The sequence below is a fragment of the Clostridium sp. 001 genome (genome assembly GCF_019056555.1).
GTDB classification, from domain to species: Bacteria; Bacillota; Clostridia; order Clostridiales; family Clostridiaceae; genus Clostridium_B; species Clostridium_B ragsdalei.
Genome location: NZ_CP020473.1, coordinates 3,400,926 through 3,419,589, shown reverse-complemented (window position 1 = coordinate 3,419,589; position 18,664 = coordinate 3,400,926). Strand labels below are relative to the sequence as shown.

General features: G+C 30.4%; 16 protein-coding genes, 1 pseudogene and 1 riboswitch. Of the genes and pseudogenes, 5 read left to right on the top strand and 12 right to left on the bottom strand.

Annotated elements, in window-relative coordinates; translation table 11 throughout:
- Positions 1-34 precede the first annotated feature (34 nt).
- Entirely contained in the window at positions 35-1,216 is a 1,182-nt protein-coding gene (locus B5S50_RS15940; RefSeq protein WP_217302316.1) for an MFS transporter, read from the bottom strand.
- Between the two features lie 112 nt (positions 1,217-1,328).
- On the opposite strand from B5S50_RS15940, the gene B5S50_RS15935 reads away from it, so the two are divergent.
- Both B5S50_RS15935 and B5S50_RS15930 read left to right on the top strand, forming a co-directional pair.
- Positions 1,329-2,654, top strand: a complete 1,326-nt coding sequence (locus tag B5S50_RS15935; RefSeq protein ID WP_217302315.1) for a PLP-dependent aminotransferase family protein — start codon at positions 1,329-1,331, stop codon at positions 2,652-2,654.
- 177 nt (positions 2,655-2,831) lie between these two features.
- Positions 2,832-4,649 carry a serine hydrolase gene (locus B5S50_RS15930; protein WP_217302314.1) on the top strand — a complete coding sequence of 606 codons (1,818 nt, stop codon included), beginning with the start codon at positions 2,832-2,834 and terminating at the stop codon, positions 4,647-4,649.
- A 325-nt stretch (positions 4,650-4,974) separates the two neighbouring features.
- Here the strand turns inward: B5S50_RS15930 and B5S50_RS15925 are convergent.
- A pseudogene (locus tag B5S50_RS15925) lies at positions 4,975-5,262 on the bottom strand (sensor histidine kinase); the annotation flags it as partial.
- A gap of 22 nt (positions 5,263-5,284) precedes the next feature.
- Complete coding sequence (locus B5S50_RS15920; protein WP_217302312.1) at positions 5,285-5,965, bottom strand: response regulator transcription factor; 681 nt, start codon at positions 5,963-5,965, stop codon at positions 5,285-5,287.
- Positions 5,966-6,197: 232 nt separating this feature from the next.
- Here B5S50_RS15920 and B5S50_RS15915 point away from each other — a divergent pair, with 232 nt between their 5' ends.
- On the top strand, positions 6,198-6,686 hold the full coding sequence (locus tag B5S50_RS15915) for a DUF6803 family protein (protein WP_065077157.1): 489 nt from the start codon (positions 6,198-6,200) through the stop codon (positions 6,684-6,686).
- An 84-nt stretch (positions 6,687-6,770) separates the two neighbouring features.
- Here B5S50_RS15915 and B5S50_RS15910 read toward each other — a convergent pair whose 3' ends face one another.
- The 5 genes from B5S50_RS15910 to B5S50_RS15890 all read right to left on the bottom strand — a co-directional run bounded on the left by B5S50_RS15910 (position 6,771) and on the right by B5S50_RS15890 (position 12,083).
- Positions 6,771-7,508, bottom strand: a complete 738-nt coding sequence (locus tag B5S50_RS15910) for an ABC transporter ATP-binding protein (protein WP_065077218.1) — start codon at positions 7,506-7,508, stop codon at positions 6,771-6,773.
- Complete coding sequence (locus tag B5S50_RS15905) at positions 7,489-8,493, bottom strand: ABC transporter substrate-binding protein (RefSeq protein ID WP_217302311.1); 1,005 nt, start codon at positions 8,491-8,493, stop codon at positions 7,489-7,491. Before B5S50_RS15905 ends, B5S50_RS15910 begins: the two co-directional genes overlap by 20 nt.
- Before the next feature lie 11 nt (positions 8,494-8,504).
- Positions 8,505-9,257 (bottom strand): ABC transporter permease, encoded by a 753-nt coding sequence (locus B5S50_RS15900; RefSeq protein WP_217302310.1) that lies wholly within the window; start codon positions 9,255-9,257, stop codon positions 8,505-8,507.
- A gap of 17 nt (positions 9,258-9,274) precedes the next feature.
- Entirely contained in the window at positions 9,275-10,009 is a 735-nt protein-coding gene (locus B5S50_RS15895) for a TatD family hydrolase (protein WP_217302309.1), read from the bottom strand.
- Between the two features lie 62 nt (positions 10,010-10,071).
- A riboswitch (TPP riboswitch) is annotated at positions 10,072-10,174 on the bottom strand.
- 58 nt (positions 10,175-10,232) lie between these two features.
- Complete coding sequence (locus B5S50_RS15890; RefSeq protein WP_217302308.1) at positions 10,233-12,083, bottom strand: LTA synthase family protein; 1,851 nt, start codon at positions 12,081-12,083, stop codon at positions 10,233-10,235.
- 179 nt (positions 12,084-12,262) lie between these two features.
- On the opposite strand from B5S50_RS15890, the gene B5S50_RS15885 reads away from it, so the two are divergent.
- Both B5S50_RS15885 and rlmD read left to right on the top strand, forming a co-directional pair.
- The gene (locus tag B5S50_RS15885; RefSeq protein WP_217302307.1) at positions 12,263-12,829 is read left to right on the top strand and encodes a hypothetical protein; all 567 of its coding nucleotides are present in this window, start codon (positions 12,263-12,265) and stop codon (positions 12,827-12,829) included.
- A 3-nt stretch (positions 12,830-12,832) separates the two neighbouring features.
- Positions 12,833-14,185 carry a 23S rRNA (uracil(1939)-C(5))-methyltransferase RlmD gene (gene rlmD, locus B5S50_RS15880; protein WP_217302306.1) on the top strand — a complete coding sequence of 451 codons (1,353 nt, stop codon included), beginning with the start codon at positions 12,833-12,835 and terminating at the stop codon, positions 14,183-14,185.
- A gap of 78 nt (positions 14,186-14,263) precedes the next feature.
- Here the strand turns inward: rlmD and B5S50_RS15875 are convergent, their stop codons facing one another.
- Genes B5S50_RS15875 through B5S50_RS15860 form a run of 4 tightly spaced genes read right to left on the bottom strand, consistent with a single transcriptional unit; the run spans position 14,264 to position 18,541 of the window.
- A complete protein-coding gene (locus tag B5S50_RS15875; RefSeq protein WP_065077164.1) occupies positions 14,264-15,343 on the bottom strand; it encodes a branched-chain amino acid aminotransferase in 1,080 nt (359 codons plus the stop codon).
- A 17-nt stretch (positions 15,344-15,360) separates the two neighbouring features.
- Positions 15,361-16,773: an APC family permease gene (locus tag B5S50_RS15870; RefSeq protein ID WP_065077165.1), complete on the bottom strand. Its 1,413-nt coding sequence runs from the start codon at positions 16,771-16,773 to the stop codon at positions 15,361-15,363.
- Between the two features lie 51 nt (positions 16,774-16,824).
- Complete coding sequence (locus tag B5S50_RS15865) at positions 16,825-17,751, bottom strand: ketopantoate reductase family protein (protein ID WP_154104933.1); 927 nt, start codon at positions 17,749-17,751, stop codon at positions 16,825-16,827.
- Positions 17,752-17,794: 43 nt separating this feature from the next.
- Positions 17,795-18,541: a cyclase family protein gene (locus B5S50_RS15860; RefSeq protein ID WP_013237536.1), complete on the bottom strand. Its 747-nt coding sequence runs from the start codon at positions 18,539-18,541 to the stop codon at positions 17,795-17,797.
- Positions 18,542-18,664 lie beyond the last annotated feature (123 nt).

Here is an 18,664-nt window from a genome sequence, read left to right as displayed (position 1 = left end):
TTTCTACCAATAGTTTTTGTTACATAAAAAGGTTTTATTCATTATTAATCTGTTTATATGTTACAAAAATAAAGATTGAAATAAAAATAAAAAATATTATCCATAATAGCTGATAGCTTATTTTAGCAATGACAAAGCCACTAAAAGCACTACCCAATCCACCACCACAAAATAAACCAAATCCAATTAATCCTGAAGGTAATCCTTTAGAATCAGATGCCACATCAAAAGCCATAGTAGCCAATGTAGATTGAACAAAAATATATCCAATACCCAAACTGATAGTGGCAACCAAGCCCATTTCCCAGCAGTGAAAATTTATTAAAAATAAAGTCGTGATTAATGCAAATATTTCACCTAATATGATCACATCTTTATATCTCATTTTTACATTTAACTTTCCCATGATAGAACCTGCACCAAGACAGGCAAATCCATAAAACATTACAATTATTCCACATTCCATATAATTTAACTTTAAGGCATAGTGAAAATAGGCACCCAAATAACTATACAAACCCAAAAATAAAAATCCAGCTATAAATGCCATAGGAAAAATTATTTTCCCATTTGGTGTTAAAGTAACACATTTAACTTCAGTAAAAAACTTCTTATTTACAGGAACAATATTACCTTTAGGTATGGTAAACAAAAGAAATACCGTGCATATTGCAGCTGCCACAAAAAAAATAAATAATACACGCCAGCTGACGTATCTGGCTAATGTTCCACCTAATCCAGCGCTAAAACCTTGTCCTAAAAAAACAATTCCCATAAATTTCCCAACATATTTTGATCGCTTTGAAACTGGAACAGTATCTCCAATCAAAGCCAAAGATACAGCTATAATACCTGCAGCAAAAAATCCTGTTACTGTCCTCCATACACTCAGCACAAATAAAGATCTAGCAAATGCGCACCCACAAGTTCCTAAAGCAAATCCACATATAATCAATTTAAGTATTCTAACCTTACTGTAACGATCACTAAAATATCCATAAACAGGCTGCATTATTCCATAAGGTATCATATATAATGTCAATATAATACCAGTTTTAGAAATCGATGCATTAAATTCTGAAGCTATAGCCGGAAGTATTGGAGACACAAACCAATTATCAGCAGCAGAAATAAATCCTCCAATTCCTAAAATTACAATTAATATATCATATTTTAAGCTTACTTGTTCTTTATTTTTACAAATTAAATGCTTCATATTTTATATCTCCTTATATAGTATAATTAAAGTATAGGAAATATATATTTTCTATACAATGCAAAAAATACTAATGTGGCCTAGTACAGATTCATAGGAAGTAGGTAGTTTTATGAAATATGACGTTATTTACACATATATAAAAGAACAAATATTTAAAGGATATATTAAACCGGGTAAAAAATTGCCTTCTATAAGAAACATATGTAAAAAATTTGAATGCAGTAAAATAACTGCTGCCAAAGCATATGACTTATTGATAAAAGATCACATAATATACTCTGTACCTAAAAGCGGATACTACCTTATTGAAAATAGTCTAAATATGAATAATAATTTTGATAATAAAAGTATAGATTTTTCAACATCTGCTCCAGATGAACGTATTTTGCCTTATAAAGAATTTCAGGATTGTTTAAATCAAGCATTGAATTTATATAAAAAAAATCTTATCTCTCCTCCTAGTATGCAGGGAGTTGAAAACTTAATTTGTACCATACAAAAGCAGCTTCAAAATTATCAAATTTTTACTGACAAGCAGTATATATTTATAACAGCAGGCTCTCAACAAGCTATAAATATACTCACTATGATGGATTTCCCAAATGATAAAAAAAATGTGCTTATTGAAGAACCTACTTATTATGGGGTTATAGAATCTTTAAAACTTAATAATGTAAATATTATAGGTATAAATAGGACTTCAAAAGGAATAAACCTTTATGAACTTGAAAATATATTTAAACACAAAGATATAAAATTTTTTTATATTATCCCGCGTTTTCACAATCCTACAGGATTTTCATATTCAAATAGTGAAAAAAAGCAAATATTAAAACTTTGCCAAAAATATAATGTATATATAGTTGAAGATGACTATTTAGCTGACTTGGATATTGAAAAAAAGTCTAATCCTATATATGCTTTAGATCCTTACTCAAAAGTTATATATATAAAAACTTATTCTAAAGTATTATTGCCTGGATTGAGAATTTCTGCAATTGTACTTCCAAAAGAGATACTAAAAACTTTTGGGAAATATAAAAAATGGAATGATTTAAGCACATCTGTACTTTCACAGGGAGCCTTAGAAATTTATATAAAAAGTGGTATGTTTGACATACATGCCAAAAAGCTTAGGGGGGTATATTCTAAAAGAATGGCCTGTCTTAATAAATGTGTAAAAACTTGTTACAACTCTAATATAATTTGGCACGTTCCCCCTTCAGGTTTTTTTGCCAGTTTTGAGGTCGTTAACAGTACACATATAGACTATATAATTAATGGGTTAAAGTCAAAAAACATTCTTCTCACCGATCCAAATATATTTTATTTAAATACTAATGTACCAAAGAAATTAGTAAGACTGAGTGTTAGTAGAACTAATAGTATTGAAATTAAAAAAGGTATAAACAAAATTTGCACTATGGTTAAGTAACTTGAAATCATCTTAATTAACTTCAATTTTTAAATTATTGTTGAGTTTTCCATTTTTTATGTTATCATTATATTCATAAAAGTTACTATTAAGATTATTTTTACTATGTTGGCCTTTATATCATTAAGTGACGTATTGTCGTTATATTAGATAAACTATAGAGGGGATGATTATTCAATGATTAAAAAAATTTTTTCTTGCATTCTAATATCAACTTTTCTCATATTTTCAAATGCAGCCATTGTAAGTGTAAATGCAAGTCCCATAAAAGCTACCAAATCAGCTTCAGATGTAATTACTGTAAGTATAGATGGAAACAATATTTCTTCAAAAGATGGACAGCCTTATCAAGATTCAAATTCAATAGTTATGGTACCTCTTAATGCAGTAATGCAAAAGCTTAGCAATAATTCAAATATCCAAATAAAAGATGATTCTGCTACACTTAGCACGTCTAATTACACTATAAAGCTTGAAAACAATAATAAAAAGGTAGTTATAAACAATGAAATTTTTAGCTTATCCACGGCACCTATTATTAAAAACAGTACTATTTTTGTGCCACTGGAGTTTTTCAGTCAATTCCTTGGTAAGACAATAGATTGGGATAGCAGCACAAAAACAGCTAAAATTCTTACTCCTGTAAAAAATACAGAAGAATATTTTCAAAGTGCATTAAATTCCAGCAGATATTTAGATACTGCACAAAAATTAGACAACTATTTAAACTTACTCCAAAGTGCAGATAACTTCCACGGAAGTGTACTTGTAGCTCAAGATGGAAATATACTTATTGATAACGGTTATGGTAAATCAGATGCAGAACAAAACATCAAAAATACGCCCCAAACTGAATTTCCAATGGGCTCCATGACAAAGCAATTTACTGCAATGGCAATACTGCAGCTAGTTGAAAAGGGATTAATCAATGAAAATGATCCCCTATCCAAGTATGTACCTGATTTTCCTAAAGGTAACACTATAACAATAAAAAATCTTCTTACCCATACGTCAGGAATTCAAAATTGCACTAACTTTCCTGAGTTTTGGTCTATGAAACTTGACTCTTTTAAAGATATAAACAATGTAATCAACTTATTTAAAAATAAACCTTTAGAGTTCACTCCAGGAACTGATTTTGACTATACCAACTCCGGATATATCTTACTTGGATATATAGTTACAAAGGTAAGTGGAATGAGTTACATTGACTACCTTCAAAAAAATATATTTGATCCTCTTAATATGAAAAGTACAGGACTAGGTTATAATGGTGCTGATAAAATGTATACATCTACAGGCTACAGTGGTTATTTAGACCAGTATCCTATAAGTGACGAAATAACTTTAAATGGTGCTTATGGTGAAGGTGCTCTATATTCAACTACAGAAGATTTATACAAATGGGACAGGGCGTTATATACTGAAAAATTAGTAAAACAGCCCACTTTAAAAAGGATATTTACAAATTATGTGCAGATGAGTAAAAATGGTCCTTATTACGGCTATGGATGGATGTTAACTGACGGCAAATATGGAAGAGAAATATATCATGGTGGAAATGTTCTAGGTTTTACAGGAAATATAGCAAGATATCCAGATAAAGATTTAACCATAATCATGCTTACAAATGTAGGATATTATAATGTAAATTCCCTCAATGATGCTTTATCAAATATCTGTATGGGTGGAAGTTATGAGCTTCCAAGTGCAAAACAAGTAGTAAAAGTGGACAGTAAAACTTTAGATAAATATGCCGGAAACTATGCTATTCCAGGAGGGCTAAATATATCTATAACAAGTAATGGAAGTCATCTTTATTATGAACAGGATGGCAGTAAAGCAAAATACCAACTCTTTCCAGAATCACAGAATAAATTTTTTCTCAGAGTATCCAATGTAGAAATTAAATTTAATGTAAATGTTAAAGACCAGACTACGGGATTAGATTTATATCAGTTAGGTGAAGATATCCAAATAGATAAATCCAAATAAATATAGAGTTTCTAAGTGGAAAGTTTACTTATAACAGCCATATACTAACAAATTTCATTACACTAAAAACTTTTAATAAGTCTAAAGCTTGGTATTTTGAAAACCTAAAGGTACTTAGATAAACTCGTACCTCAAACACATCTAAGTACCTAAGGTTTTCTAAAATACCAAGCTAAGACTTATTTATAAAAGTTTTTAAATGTAATTTCAATTTTGTTAGTATATTTTATGTATAAGGTAAATTTTCAATTAGAATCACTATGTAGGCTTTTTCTAACTAAAGCATTACATAAATTGTAAAGTCGCAGCTTAAAATCCCTGTAATTTATTTTACTCTATTAAAATTTAAAATAAAGCAGGTACCCTTGCCTTCTTCACTTTTTACATCAATACTTGCAGAATGGAGAATCAATATGTTTTTCACAATAGTTAGTCCTATACCGCTGCCCTCAACTTCATTTCTACTTTTATCTCCTCTATAAAGTCTCTCAAAAATAAATGGCAAATCTTCTTTTTTTATACCTATTCCACTGTCTTTTATACTTACAATTACATGTTGTCTGTCAAAGCTTAAATTAACATATATCTTGCCTCCAGGCAAAGTAAACTTAACCTTTTTCTTATACTTTGCATTTCTATTCACCACCAAATTTGTAACCTAATTTTATTACAGTTATAATATACTTTGGAAATCGCGTATCCCTTTCTATTTTTTTTCTAATATTTTTTATATGCACATCTATAGTTCTATCCGAACCTTCAAAATCAATACCAAATACCTGCTCAATCAACTGATCACGGCTTAAAACCCTGCCTCTATTTTTAGCAAGGACGTATAAAATATTAAACCCATTAGGTGTCATAGGTATTTCTTCTCCCTTTAGCTTTACACATCTTTTGTCATGGTTTATTACTAATAATCCATCTCTAGAAATAATTTCAGGTTCTTCAGCAGAAGATAGTCTTCTAAATAGTGCATTTACTCTAGCTGTAAGTTCCCTTGGACTGCAGGGTTTAGTTAAGTATTCATCTGCTCCCATATTTAAGCCTTGTAATTTATCTGATAAAGTTGCCTTAGCTGTCAGCATAAATATATGTACATTAGATATTCTTCTAATTGTACTGCATACCTCCTCGCCATCAATATCTGGAAGCATTAGGTCAAGTATTACTAATTTAAATTCAATTTTATTGAATAATTTTATTCCTTCAAGACCCGTGGTAGCACAATAAACCTTATATCCTTCTCTTTCAAGATAAGCTTTTATAACATCTGATACTTTTATTTCATCCTCAATAACTAAAATAGAATTCATAACATACCTCCAATATTATTGAAACAGAGTTTTAAACATGTTCTAATACTTATACACTTATATTTGTTAGATTTTGTTGTTACTATATGTCTTATTCTATGCTATCAAAAAATTATGTTGAACTTATAAAGATGATTTAAATATCTACATAATATCTACACATTTTCTTGATATATTGTACAGGAAGATGTGATTATAATTTATCAATAAAACTTTTAGGAGGTACTTAATTATGGATATGACTCATTACATGTCACTACTTGCAGCCAATCAACCTTGGAATTTAATAATTTTTATGGCTATACCTGTAATATGTGCTGAAACTCTCACCATTACAGAATTCTTTATAATTTTCAATAGGATAGAAAATGGTGGCATTAAAACTTTAAATAAAATCGTTGGTATTTTCGATGGGTTTTACTTTACCGGTATATTTATCTACCTATTATTTAATGCCGTAATACCTTTAACTAATACTGGAGGATGGCATACATGGGTTGATGTGGTAGCAGTTGGTTTTTATTTAAGCGGCGTTGTGTTTCTTTTACCTATAGCATTGATGGAACTTAATATAATATTTAAGAATAAAACTCCAGAATCAAAAATGAAGATCCATTTTATTCTTGTAGGAGGATTTCTTGTAGTAGCACATGTAGCAATGATTTTTGGCATGGTAAATCCTGAAATTATAAGCAGTATGCCAACCATGCACAATATGTAGCTTATAATTTAAAGAACACAATTCAACTTTTTAATTAAAAATAGACTTATACTCTGTATAAGTCTATTTTTACTATTATTCTTTTTAAAGCAATTTTAAAATATCTGCTTTCATTTCTAAAAGTTTTTTAGAAAATATTCTGTTTTTCTTGTTCTCACTTTCAAAATCTACGTTAATTTCTTTTTTAATCATTCCAGGTTTAGAGGATAGCACATATATCCTATCGGAGAGCAAAATGGCTTCTTCTATATCATGAGTTACAAAGAGTATGCTTCTTTTCAATTCCTGTTTCATATCAAGAATCCATCTTTGCATTTTACCTCTAGTTATAGAATCCAATGCACCAAAGGGTTCATCAAGCAACATTATTTCCTCAGAAGATAGAAAAGTCCTTAAAAAACTTGCCCTCTGTCTCATGCCTCCTGAAAGTTCATAGGGATATTTCTTTTCATAGCCCTTAAGACCAACTATTTCAATATACTTAACTGCCCTTTCTCTCGATTCTCTTTTATTACTACCTCTTATATCAAGTGGAAGTACTACATTTTCCATTACAGTTTTCCAGGGCAAAAGCAAATCCTTCTGCTGCATATACCCTAGATCCCCTTTTACTGAAACCTCTCCACTATCTTCTTTAATAATACCAGTTATTATATTAAACAAAGTACTCTTTCCGCATCCACTTGGCCCTAAAATAGAAACGAATTCTCCCTTTTTTAAGTTAATGGATATATCTTTTAGTATAAGATTTTCCTCAAAACTTCTACTCACATTTTTAACTTTTATAATGGAATCATCCTGTTTATTTTGGTAAAAATTCATTTGTGAAAGCATCGCTTGTTTTTAGCTCCTTTTTAATCAACCCTTTACTTTGCAAAAATTTAGCATATCTACTCCATACATCAGATTTCATTACACCCCATCTAGGTGCATCTGCTATGTACTGTTTTGCCATATATTTCTGACTTTCTACAGCCAATTTCCTATCTATTTCTGGTGCATGTTTGACAAGTATTTTTGCACTTTCATCAGGATTTTTTATAGCATATTCATATCCCTTTGCTGTAGCTTTTAAAAATTTTCTAACTTTATCTGGATTTTGACTAATATTTTTATTACTAGTTATTAAAATAGGTGTATAGTAATCAAGTGCAGGATCTAAATCTTTGACAGGTATAAAATTTAAGTCAATACCTTTTAGTTTTGCTTCAACTCCAGTCCATCCTTGGTAAATCCATGCAAAATCAACATTTTTCTTCGTAGATGCAAAGAAATCATCAGTTCCCATATTCACAATTTTAAGTTTACTGAAATCTGCTCCATTTTTCTCCATAACAGCTTTAATTACAGCTTCTTCTGAAGGAGATCCCCATCCTCCATAAACTTTTCCTTCAAAGTCCTTTACACTTTTTATGTTTTTGGTTTTAGGTGACGCAAAACCTGAAGTGTTATGCTGTATTATTGTGGCAATAGATTTTATAGGAAGCGGATCTTTGTTTGTAACTGCATAGGTTACATCTTCCTGATAACTTACACCAAAATCTCCTTTGCCTGCAGCTACAAGATTTGTCACATTACCTTGCGAAGGTTGAACTATCTTCACATCCAGTCCTTCCTCCTTATAATATCCTTTATCTAGTGCTACATATAATCCTGTATGATCTGTGTTTGGAGTCCAGTCAAGTATTACTGTAGTTTTATCTAAAGAAGCAGCTGCCTGTTTCTTTTCACCCGTTCCACATCCTGCGAATACTAAGCTTACAATAAACACAGTTAATACTAAAAATATAATTTTATTTTTTTTCATATTCGTCCCCTCTATTTCCAATGTATTATTTTTTTACCTATAAAATCTATAATATAGATTATTATAATGCTTACGATAACAATGACTAAAATTGAAGCAAAAACCTTGTCCAATTGATAGGCATTTTTTGCCCTTACCATATATACCCCAATGCCATTATCTCCTCCAAGCCATTCACCTATAATTGCAGACATTATCATATAAGTTGCTGCTATTTTTAAGCCTGAAAAAAAATTCACCATAGCATAGGGAAGCTTTAAGTGATAAAATGTCTGTAACTTTGAGGCTTTCATAGTGCTAAATAAATTTATATAATCCCTGTCTACTTTCTCAAAGCCATCTACGAGGCTTACAACTATCGGGAAAAAGCATACCATTACCACTACTATTATTTTAGGAAGTACCCCAAATCCAAACCATATTATAAACAAAGGCGCAATTGCTATAGTTGGAATAGTTTGAGATATTAGTAAAATAGGATATATTGACTTTCTCACAATTTCAAAACTATCCATTATTACAGCTAATATAAAGGAAAATATTATAGATATAAAAAAACCTATAAAAGACTCGTACAATGTAGTTTGAGTATTTTCCATTATATTTTGAAAATCTGATACAAGAGTTTTTAAAATATCCAGCGGAGAAGGAATAATATACTGAGGAACATGGGCAAAGTTTATTGTTAACTGCCATATAAGTACAACTATTACTATTGTAGCTATAGGATATATTTTACTTTGAATGTTTTTTGTTTTTTCCATATACAAGCACCTTCAGTCTATAATTTTAATTTATTAAAATTGTCATAAATTTTTTCTCTAACTTCTTCAAACTGGAGATTCTTTATTAAAGAAATTTTTCTTACAATATTTATAACTTCAGATGGATATCCATATTTTTTATTCACCCATTCAAGTGAATTAGGACCATCAGTTTCTGTTAAAATTCTGCCTAGAGGAAGAATCTTTACTATCTCATCTGTAAGTTTAGAATATCCTATATCAACACTTATTGTAAAATAACACCCATACTCCAAAAGCTTTTTTAGTATATTCAAATCTCCACTATACCAATGAATTATAGGTGTTCTTAAATCATATTTTCTTATATAATCCAATACCTCCTTTTCTGCTCCTTTAGTATGAATGTTTGTTATTTTGTCATATTTCTTAGCTTTACCTAAAAAGTATTCAAATACTAGATTCATATAAGGATATTTTTCTTTCTCCAAAACCCAATAGTAGTCAAGCCCTATTTCTCCAACAATTTTACATTCCTTTACATAATCATCGAACTTATCTAAATCCTTGTAGTTTTTATGTGCCTCCCAGGGATGTATTCCAAAACATGGAGTTATATTTTTATTATCTTTACTTAATTTTTTTGTAAATATATAACTCTCTAAATCCATAGAACATCCCAAGGTTTTGATATTGCTGTAATTTATACTATCAATTGCATTACTTAAATTGTCTTTATAAAAATCCATATGATTATGCGCATCTACAAACATTTTATTCTCTCCCTATACTTTAACAAAAATAAAAAGCACTATTATAAAAACAGTGCTTTGAATCCAATATTAAAGTAGCTTTCCTACGTCGGCGTTACCCGAATCAGGTTCAAAGGGTTAAAGTTTTCACTTTTCTCAGCACAAATGGCACCCCTGGCACTATAAATAATTTTAGATTAATTACATTTTTATACTAACACTTATCCAAATAAATGTAAATATATTATTTGCTCTTGTCCAAATTTAGTTTTTTAATTAAATTATGTCTCAAAATATAATCTGAATAACCAAGCTGATTCAATATGTAATCTTCTTCTTTTTGAAGTTTATCACTTTTAGAAATTTTATTTCCCGTATTTACATCATAATAAATATCATCTTGTGAAGAATAGTAACAATCTTTATCTATAAAAGAACCATTTCTAAATGTAACTCTTTCGCTCTCAGGATTAAAGAGGTCTTTACCAAGCATGTCTTCTTCCTTAAGTTTAAATAAATTGCATACCGTAGGATATATGTCCATCTGACCTCCATAAACATGGTTTACTCCTTTCACAGATTCATCAGGGAAATGAATAAACATAGGAACCTTTTGAAGCTTTTCCCACTCTAAATCAGATTTAGGACTCGTCTTCAAAAAGTTAAAAAGCTGATCTTGTTTATCTTTAGGTATTGCATAATGATCTCCATATAGTACAACTATTGAATTTTTTAAAGTACCATTTTTATCTAGTTCATCTAAGAACATTCCAAGCTGTTCATCTGTATAATGTACTGCCTTCATGTAATTTCCAATAAGACTTCCTTTATAATCTCCTACATCAAAGTCCCCATATTTATTTACATCATCATAAGGGAAATGACTTGTTAGAGTTATTAAAAAAGCATAGTATGGGCTTTTCATCTTTTTTAACTTCTCCACAGATTGAGTTAAAAAAGATTTATCACTTAAACCAAGTCCTATAGACTCATTTTGCTTATAACTTTTTTCACCATAAAAATTATCAAAGCCAAATTTTCTATACATTACATTCCTATTCCAAAAGCTTTCCCTAAATCCGTGTAAAGCTGCAGTGTAATAACCTTTACCCTTAAAATTTTTCGGCATTGCATTGTATTCATTGCCAGAGTAAAGCAAATAAGCTGCACCTGCTGATGCAGGATAAAGTGAATTGTTTGTCATAAATTCCGCATCAGAAGTTCCTCCAGCTGCCACCTGATAGTAAAAATTATCAAAATATTCTGAACGTGATATCCATCTATTTAAATTCGGGGTTATCTCCTTTCCATTTACAGAAGAATTTATAACAAATCCTTGAAGTGCTTCTACCTGTATCATTATCAAGTTTTTACCTTGTCCGATTCCATTTAAATTCTCATGACTGGACTTGCTTTTATCTATAAAATACTCTATAGCCTGAAACTTGTCCTTAGACACGGGAGTTAGTCTATTTATATTAGCAGAAACACAATTATAAATATCCAGGCAGTGATAATTTACTGTACCCAATTTTTTTGCTATATACACTTTATTATACATAGTTGTAAGAAGTCTTGGTTGTTCTTTTGATAAAACGTAAAAGCTTTTGAAATCAATAAAAATACCTACTAAAATAAATACTAAAAACATTGATATTCTAACTTTTGTAGAAAGCTTCCTATTGTGGCCTGCCAAATACCTATTTATAAATGGAATTATAAATACAATATCAAAAAGATATAAAAAATCTTTAAAGTCCAGTAGATTAGCAACACTAGATTTTACTGCATTTAATTGAAATCCGCTTATCAGAACAGATACAGATATGATATCTTTAAAATACTTATAATAGATCAGGTCACTAACTATGAATATACTTATAATACAATTACATATATACAAAAATCTAGCACGACCTCTGGTTTTAAAAATGCAGGCAATGGATACCAAGACAAATACTGAAGCTAATGCTGGAATAAATGAGCTTTTAAATGAACTCATATGTTTTCCATATACTAATATTTTAAACATTACTACAATTACAAAAAAAATTACATCTATAAAATTTGTAAAAAAAGATTTAATTTTATCCACATTACTTTCCCCCTATGGACATTTGTAATCCTAAAATTAATGAAACTAATATGTATAATTATAAAACAATATGTTAACAAAATGAAAGTATTTTTTCGTACCTATTTACATAAATGCCATAGTGTAGCATAATATATTTATTACGAAGAAGTTAAAAGAATTAGGAGGTTGTATTTTTAATGGGAGAAAAAGAAGATAACATAGAAGATAATATAGAAGAACTCTCAGTAAATGAAGAAGACAAAAAACAATTTTTGGAAGAACTTAAAAATAAAAATTTAGAAGAAGAGAAAAAACTTGAAGAGCTTAAAAATAAAAAATTAGAAGAACAAAAAAGGCTTGAGGACGAAAAAGCAAGATTTGAAGAAGAACAGAAAAAGAAGGAATTAGAAGAACAAAATAAACAAGTAGAACATATTGAAGAACATATTAATGAAGAAGTTCCAAATAAAATTGAACCTAGTGAGGATAAGTCAAGTGAGAAAAAAGGAACTCTGATGCGAAATTTTAAAGCTTCTTTCATAGACACAGCTGTATCAGCTGTAATTTCAATAGCAGCTTTATATTTATTTGACTTGATATTAAGACTCATATTTGGATACTATGTTTCGGATATGAAGGGAGTATTTATTATACTATTTGTAGTAATACTAATTCTATATCCTATTATAATGAAAAGTTCCAAATTAAATAAAACATTAGGTGAAAAGTTCGTCAAAACGACATCCATAGAAAGGAAAGATTAAAAGTTGAAAAAAGGCAGCGAATATGAATTTTTCATAGAAGAACTACAATTTCCAGCTATAGGAATAGCAAAAAAAGATGATATGGACGTACTTATAAAAAATACTGTTCCAGGTCAAAAGGTAAAAGCTAGAATTACAAAGAAAACAAAACACTATTTAGAAGCGAAAGTTACAGAAATACTTGAAAATGTAGATTATGCCATAGATCCGTTTTGTCCTCATTTTAATTTATGCGGTGGATGTACATCTCAGTTTATACCTTATGACAAGCAATTAGAACTAAAAGAAAAACAAGTCTTAGATTTATTTGAAAAGGCATCCATTTGTGGCTTTGAATTTCTAGGCATAGAAAAAAGTCCTGAAAAAATAGAATATAGGAATAAGATGGAATTTTCCTTTGGTGATGAACAAAGGGGAGGACAGCTCACCCTTGGAATGCATATAAAGGGAAGATCTTTTGGCGTTGTAAATGTAGATAATTGCAGCCTAGTAGATGCAGATTTTACACTTATTTTAGATAAAGTTGTGACTTATTTCAGAGAAAAAAATTTACCATATTATAAAATAAAAAACCACGAGGGATATCTGAGAAATTTAGTATTGAGAAAAGGCAGAAATACTGGAGAAATACTTATAAACATTGTGACAACTTCTCAAATACAATTTGATTTAGATGGTTTTAATAAGTTATTGCAAGATCTCAACTATAAAGGCACTTTAGTTGGGATACTTCATACTGTAAACGACAATCTATCAGACATGGTAAAAGCAGATAAAGTAGAAATACTATATGGTAGAGATTATATTATAGAAGAAATTTTAGGATTGAAATTTAAAATATCTCCTGAATCTTTCTTTCAGACTAATTCAAGGGGTACAGAAAAACTATATGCTATAATTAAAGATTTTCTTGGAGATGCTTCCTCAAAAACAGTTTTTGACTTGTACTGCGGTACGGGAACTATAGGTCAAGTCTTAGCTTCCAGTGTAAATAAAGTAATAGGAGTAGAACTTATAGAAAAGGCTGTTGCTTCTGCCAATAAAAATGCCAAGTTAAATAATATAAAAAACTGTAGCTTCATAGCCGGAGATGTAAAGGATGTTTTAAATACTTTAGAGGATAAACCAGATGTAATAATACTTGATCCACCAAGGCCAGGGGTTCATCCTAAAGCATTAAAATATGTAATTGATTTTAATGCACCTGAAATAATTTACGTATCCTGTAATCCTAAAACTTTAGTTCAAGATTTAAATGTATTAATTGATGCAGGTTACAATGTAGATAAAGTAAAACTTATGGATATGTTTCCTCATACTCCCCACGTTGAAACCGTGGTTAAACTAAGTAAGTAAAATTTAAAGTGTACCTTAAATTTTAGTTAATTTTCTAACATTTAAGGTACACTTCATTCATAATTTTTTTCACTAAAACTATATTGTATCCACTGTTTCTACCCAACCAAAAATATCTTCATCTTCACCATATTGGATGTTTACAAGTTTATTATAAAGTTCTTCTGTTATTTTTCCTACCTTGTTATCACCAGCATAAACAGTTTCTCCTTTATAACATAAACCACCAACAGGAGCTATAACTGCTGCCGTACCTGTTCCAAACATTTCAGTAATTTCTTTATCTTTAATTCCTTTCACAACTTCATCTATTGATATATTTCTTTCTTCAACCTCATATCCTAAATGAGCTGCCAATTTTATTACAGAATCTCTAGTTATACCAGGAAGTATTGAACCTGTAAGCTTTGGTGTTACAAGCTTATTTCCATAAACGAAGAAAATGTTCATAGAACCTGCTTCTTCTATATATTTATTTTCTTTAGCGTCTAACCAAAGTACCTGAGAAAATCCCTCCTTCTCTGCCTTTAAGCCTGCTAGAAGGCTTGCAGCATAATTTCCTCCTGTTTTTGCATCTCCAACTCCACCTACAACTGCACGAACAAGTTTATCCTCTACATATAAGCTAACAGTATTGAAACCACTGCTAAAATATGCTCCGACAGCAGTTATAAAAATGCAAAAATTATATTCTGGTGAAGGATGAACACCTAAAGCCACTCCTGTTCCCATGAGCGTAGGCCTTATATAAAGAGATGTTCCCTTTTCCTTTGGAAGCCACCTTTTATCTATTTTAACAAGTTCCTTTACAGCTTCTACAAAAACATCCTCTGGAACTGGTGTCATACACAATCTTTCAGCAGACTTATACATTCTTTTAGCATTATCAAATGGTCTAAATAAAAGCACTCTTCCATCTTCTGAATAATATGCCTTCATTCCTTCAAAAACTTCTTGAGAATACTGTATTACCACTGATGCAGGATCAAAGGACATTGGCTCATATTTTTTAAGTTCCCCCTTTTCCCATCCCTTTTCCTTAGTCCATTTCATAGTAAACATATAATCCGTATAAATCATACCAAATCCCAAGCTATCATAATCTTTATACATTAGTTTTAATTCATTATCTGGAATTTTCTTTGTCAAAAAATCCATTATACTCACTCCTATCACTATATCGCATTTTCTTCATTTTCTTCATATAAATCTTCATGTAATAACTCTTCATGTGAAACTTCATGGCTTTTTCTATAAATTTGACTAAACACAAATCCTACAATTGTCCATCCTAATACTATATAAGGAAAGAGATTTGCCGGATAGCTTGGTACAGGATAAATATTAGAATAGAAAGCAAAAGCAAGTCCAAATAATCCTACTGTGGGAAGTATCAAATTATGAATTTTCCATATATTTTTAGCTTTAAAATATATTATAGCCCCAAGACATGTTAGTAAATAAGATATCAATAAAGCTAACGCACCAATTGTCCCTAAATATCCAAAAGTAGTTATTCCATCATTTTTAAACATTAAACAAATTACAACTACTGCTGCTGCTAGCATTACATTAAGTGCTATATAAGGCGTACTGTGCTTATGATGAACTTTTGTAAATACATTTGGGACGTTGCCATCTCTGCTCATTGTAAAAAGAATTCTTGCACCTGCTGTTAACGCACCTAATGCTGATGAAAAAGCCGATAAGCTTGCTCCAAATGTTAGTACTATAGCAAATGATTTTCCTATATATTTTTGGGATAAATCTACAGTAGTTGAAGAAGACTTTGTAAGAGCCTCTAATCCGCCTTTAGTAATTCCAAATCCTATAACCTGAGCATAGCTTACAAAAATAAAGAACAATCCAGTTACTATAACCGTACTTGCAAGAGCAAAGGGTATTACTTTTTTAGGATCTTTACTTTCCTCTCCTAAACTTGATGCTCCTTCAAAACCACCAAAACATAAAAGTGCAACAACTCCAGCACTACCTATACTTCCAATGCTATTTCCATTAAGTTTAAAAGGTGCCAAACTTAAACCTGTAGTCATGGCAGTTTTTGCAATTATTACAACAGAAAGCACAAGTATCATTAATATTGTTATGCCTTCAAATGCTAACATTACCCTTGTACTTATTGCTACTTCGTTAATTGAAATGTACCACATAGTAATGCCACATATTATTGCAACTGGTATCCATGGGAGGTTAACTCCGCTAATTTGATTTATAAATTCTGTAAAAAGGCCAGAAAAGGCACAACAGCATCCAGTAAAGAACATAAAATATGCCAAAAATAGTATCCATCCCGAAGCTGTTCCTGCTTTCTTACCCAAGGATTTTTGAACAAAAGTATAAACAGAACCTGCAGTTGAAATATACTGATTAAATTTTACAAAAGCTATAGCTACACATCCTATCACAAGTGTGCTTACAAAAAACACCAATCCAGTTGAATATGAAGCAATACTAGCCATTAAAGTTACATTCATAGACATAGCAAAGGTTGGCGCTATAATAGCAACAGATAGTGCTATTACCTCAAGATAATTCAATTGGTTTTTCTTTAATTCATTCTTAGCCAATGCAATTCCCCCCTCAAATTTAATATCTTAATTGCCTAACATTGGATTTCATTAGTACAAGGATTCTGTAACCTTAATAATATTGGTAAGTGTACTATTTATAGGTGTTAAAACATTGTACTTTTTGCCAAGTTCTACTACTGTCCCACCAAAAATCTCAATCTCTGTTTTTCTCTTAGCCAGTATATCCTGGCACATTGAAGTTTTTCCCTCAGGTGACAGTTTATTTAAAACCTTCACCCAATCTTCTATATCTTCTTCTGTGAGATTAACTCCTGCCTTTTGAGATACTAAAATAACTTCTTCCATAGCATTTCTCATTATATTTATGGCAGCTTGTTCTCTTTGAAATACACCATAATTTGCCTTTAAAACAGCTGATGTTTGGTTAATACCTACATTAACCATGAATTTCCACCACAATGATCTAAGCATATCCTTTGGAATCTTGTTTTCAATTTTAGCCTTATTGAAAAATTCTTTAAGGGTTTTGACCTTGTCCGTTAATGTATCATTGCTTTCCTCACCAAAATCTATATATCCAATATTTTTAAAGTTTACATTTTGATGCCCTTCCCTTACAGCATCTATTCCTGCTGATATTGAATAAAGCACTTTATCCTTTCCATAAACTTCTCCAAGTATTTCTTCACTGGTAATTCCATTTAACAGAGACATTATAATGGTATTATCACCTACATGATTTTTAATCTGAGTAACTGCTTCTTTTAATTGATTATACTTTACCGCAACTATTATTAAATCTGCAGCCTCACATTTTTCATCTGGTTCTGCAACATCATAAAAATATTTCTCTCCATTTATTACAAAGCCATCTTTTCTATACCTCTCAGCTCTTTTTCCTTCGGCAATTATCTTTACGTTAATATCTTGTATATTTTTAAAAATTTGGCTTGAATAAGCACATCCCATTGCACCCATTCCAATTATAGATACATTTTTTATTTCTCTAATCATTACAATAGGAACTCCTTTTACTTATTTATTTGAAAATGCCTTATTACTCATTAACTATTGCAAAAGCACGTACTGGAAAACCTGGTGCATTCTTAGCTTTTGGAACCACACAGAAAATTATTGATCCTACTGGCGGAACCTTATCCAAATTCGTCATTACTTCGATTTGATATTTATCTTGATTTAATATATAATTTTCACCTTTAAAGCCATATTCAGCTTGTCTTATTGGAGCATCTGTATCAAATGGTTCATGTCCACTTGCTGCTATCTTTCGTGTTTCATATAAAAATTCCAATGTTTCATATGCCCATCCTGGATAATGAAGATTTCCTTCACTGTCTGCATTTGAACATTTTTCTTGATCTGGCCAATTTTTACCCCAATCCGTTCTCATTGCTACAAAAGAACCTTCTGGAATAATACCGTACTCAGCTTCAAATGCAAGCAAATCTTCAAGCGTAAGCTCATAATCAGGATTTTCTTTAAACTTTTCTGAACAATCAATAACTACAAGAGGAAGAACCATTTCTTTAAGTTCTATATCCTCAATAAGTCTTTTACCTGCTGCAAAGTGTCCTGGGGCATCCATATGTGTTCCATACTGTCCTGGAAAAGTATATTGATTGACAAATATACCATCCTTCTCAATTGTAAAAAGAGTTTCAATTTTTTCAGCCTTAAAGCCAGACCACTTTGGTGTATCTGAACCAAAGGCATGTGTTAAATCAACCCATTTGCATTTTTTTAAATCAATTAATGTTTTCCACAAATCTACATTTATTGTCATTTTTCATCTCTCCTCTGCATTTTTATTCATATTTTGTAAAATATTCGCGAATCGTAAATCTTTATTATAATATATATCCATTTATCAAAATAGTCAATACTTTTTTGATAAATTATCATCATT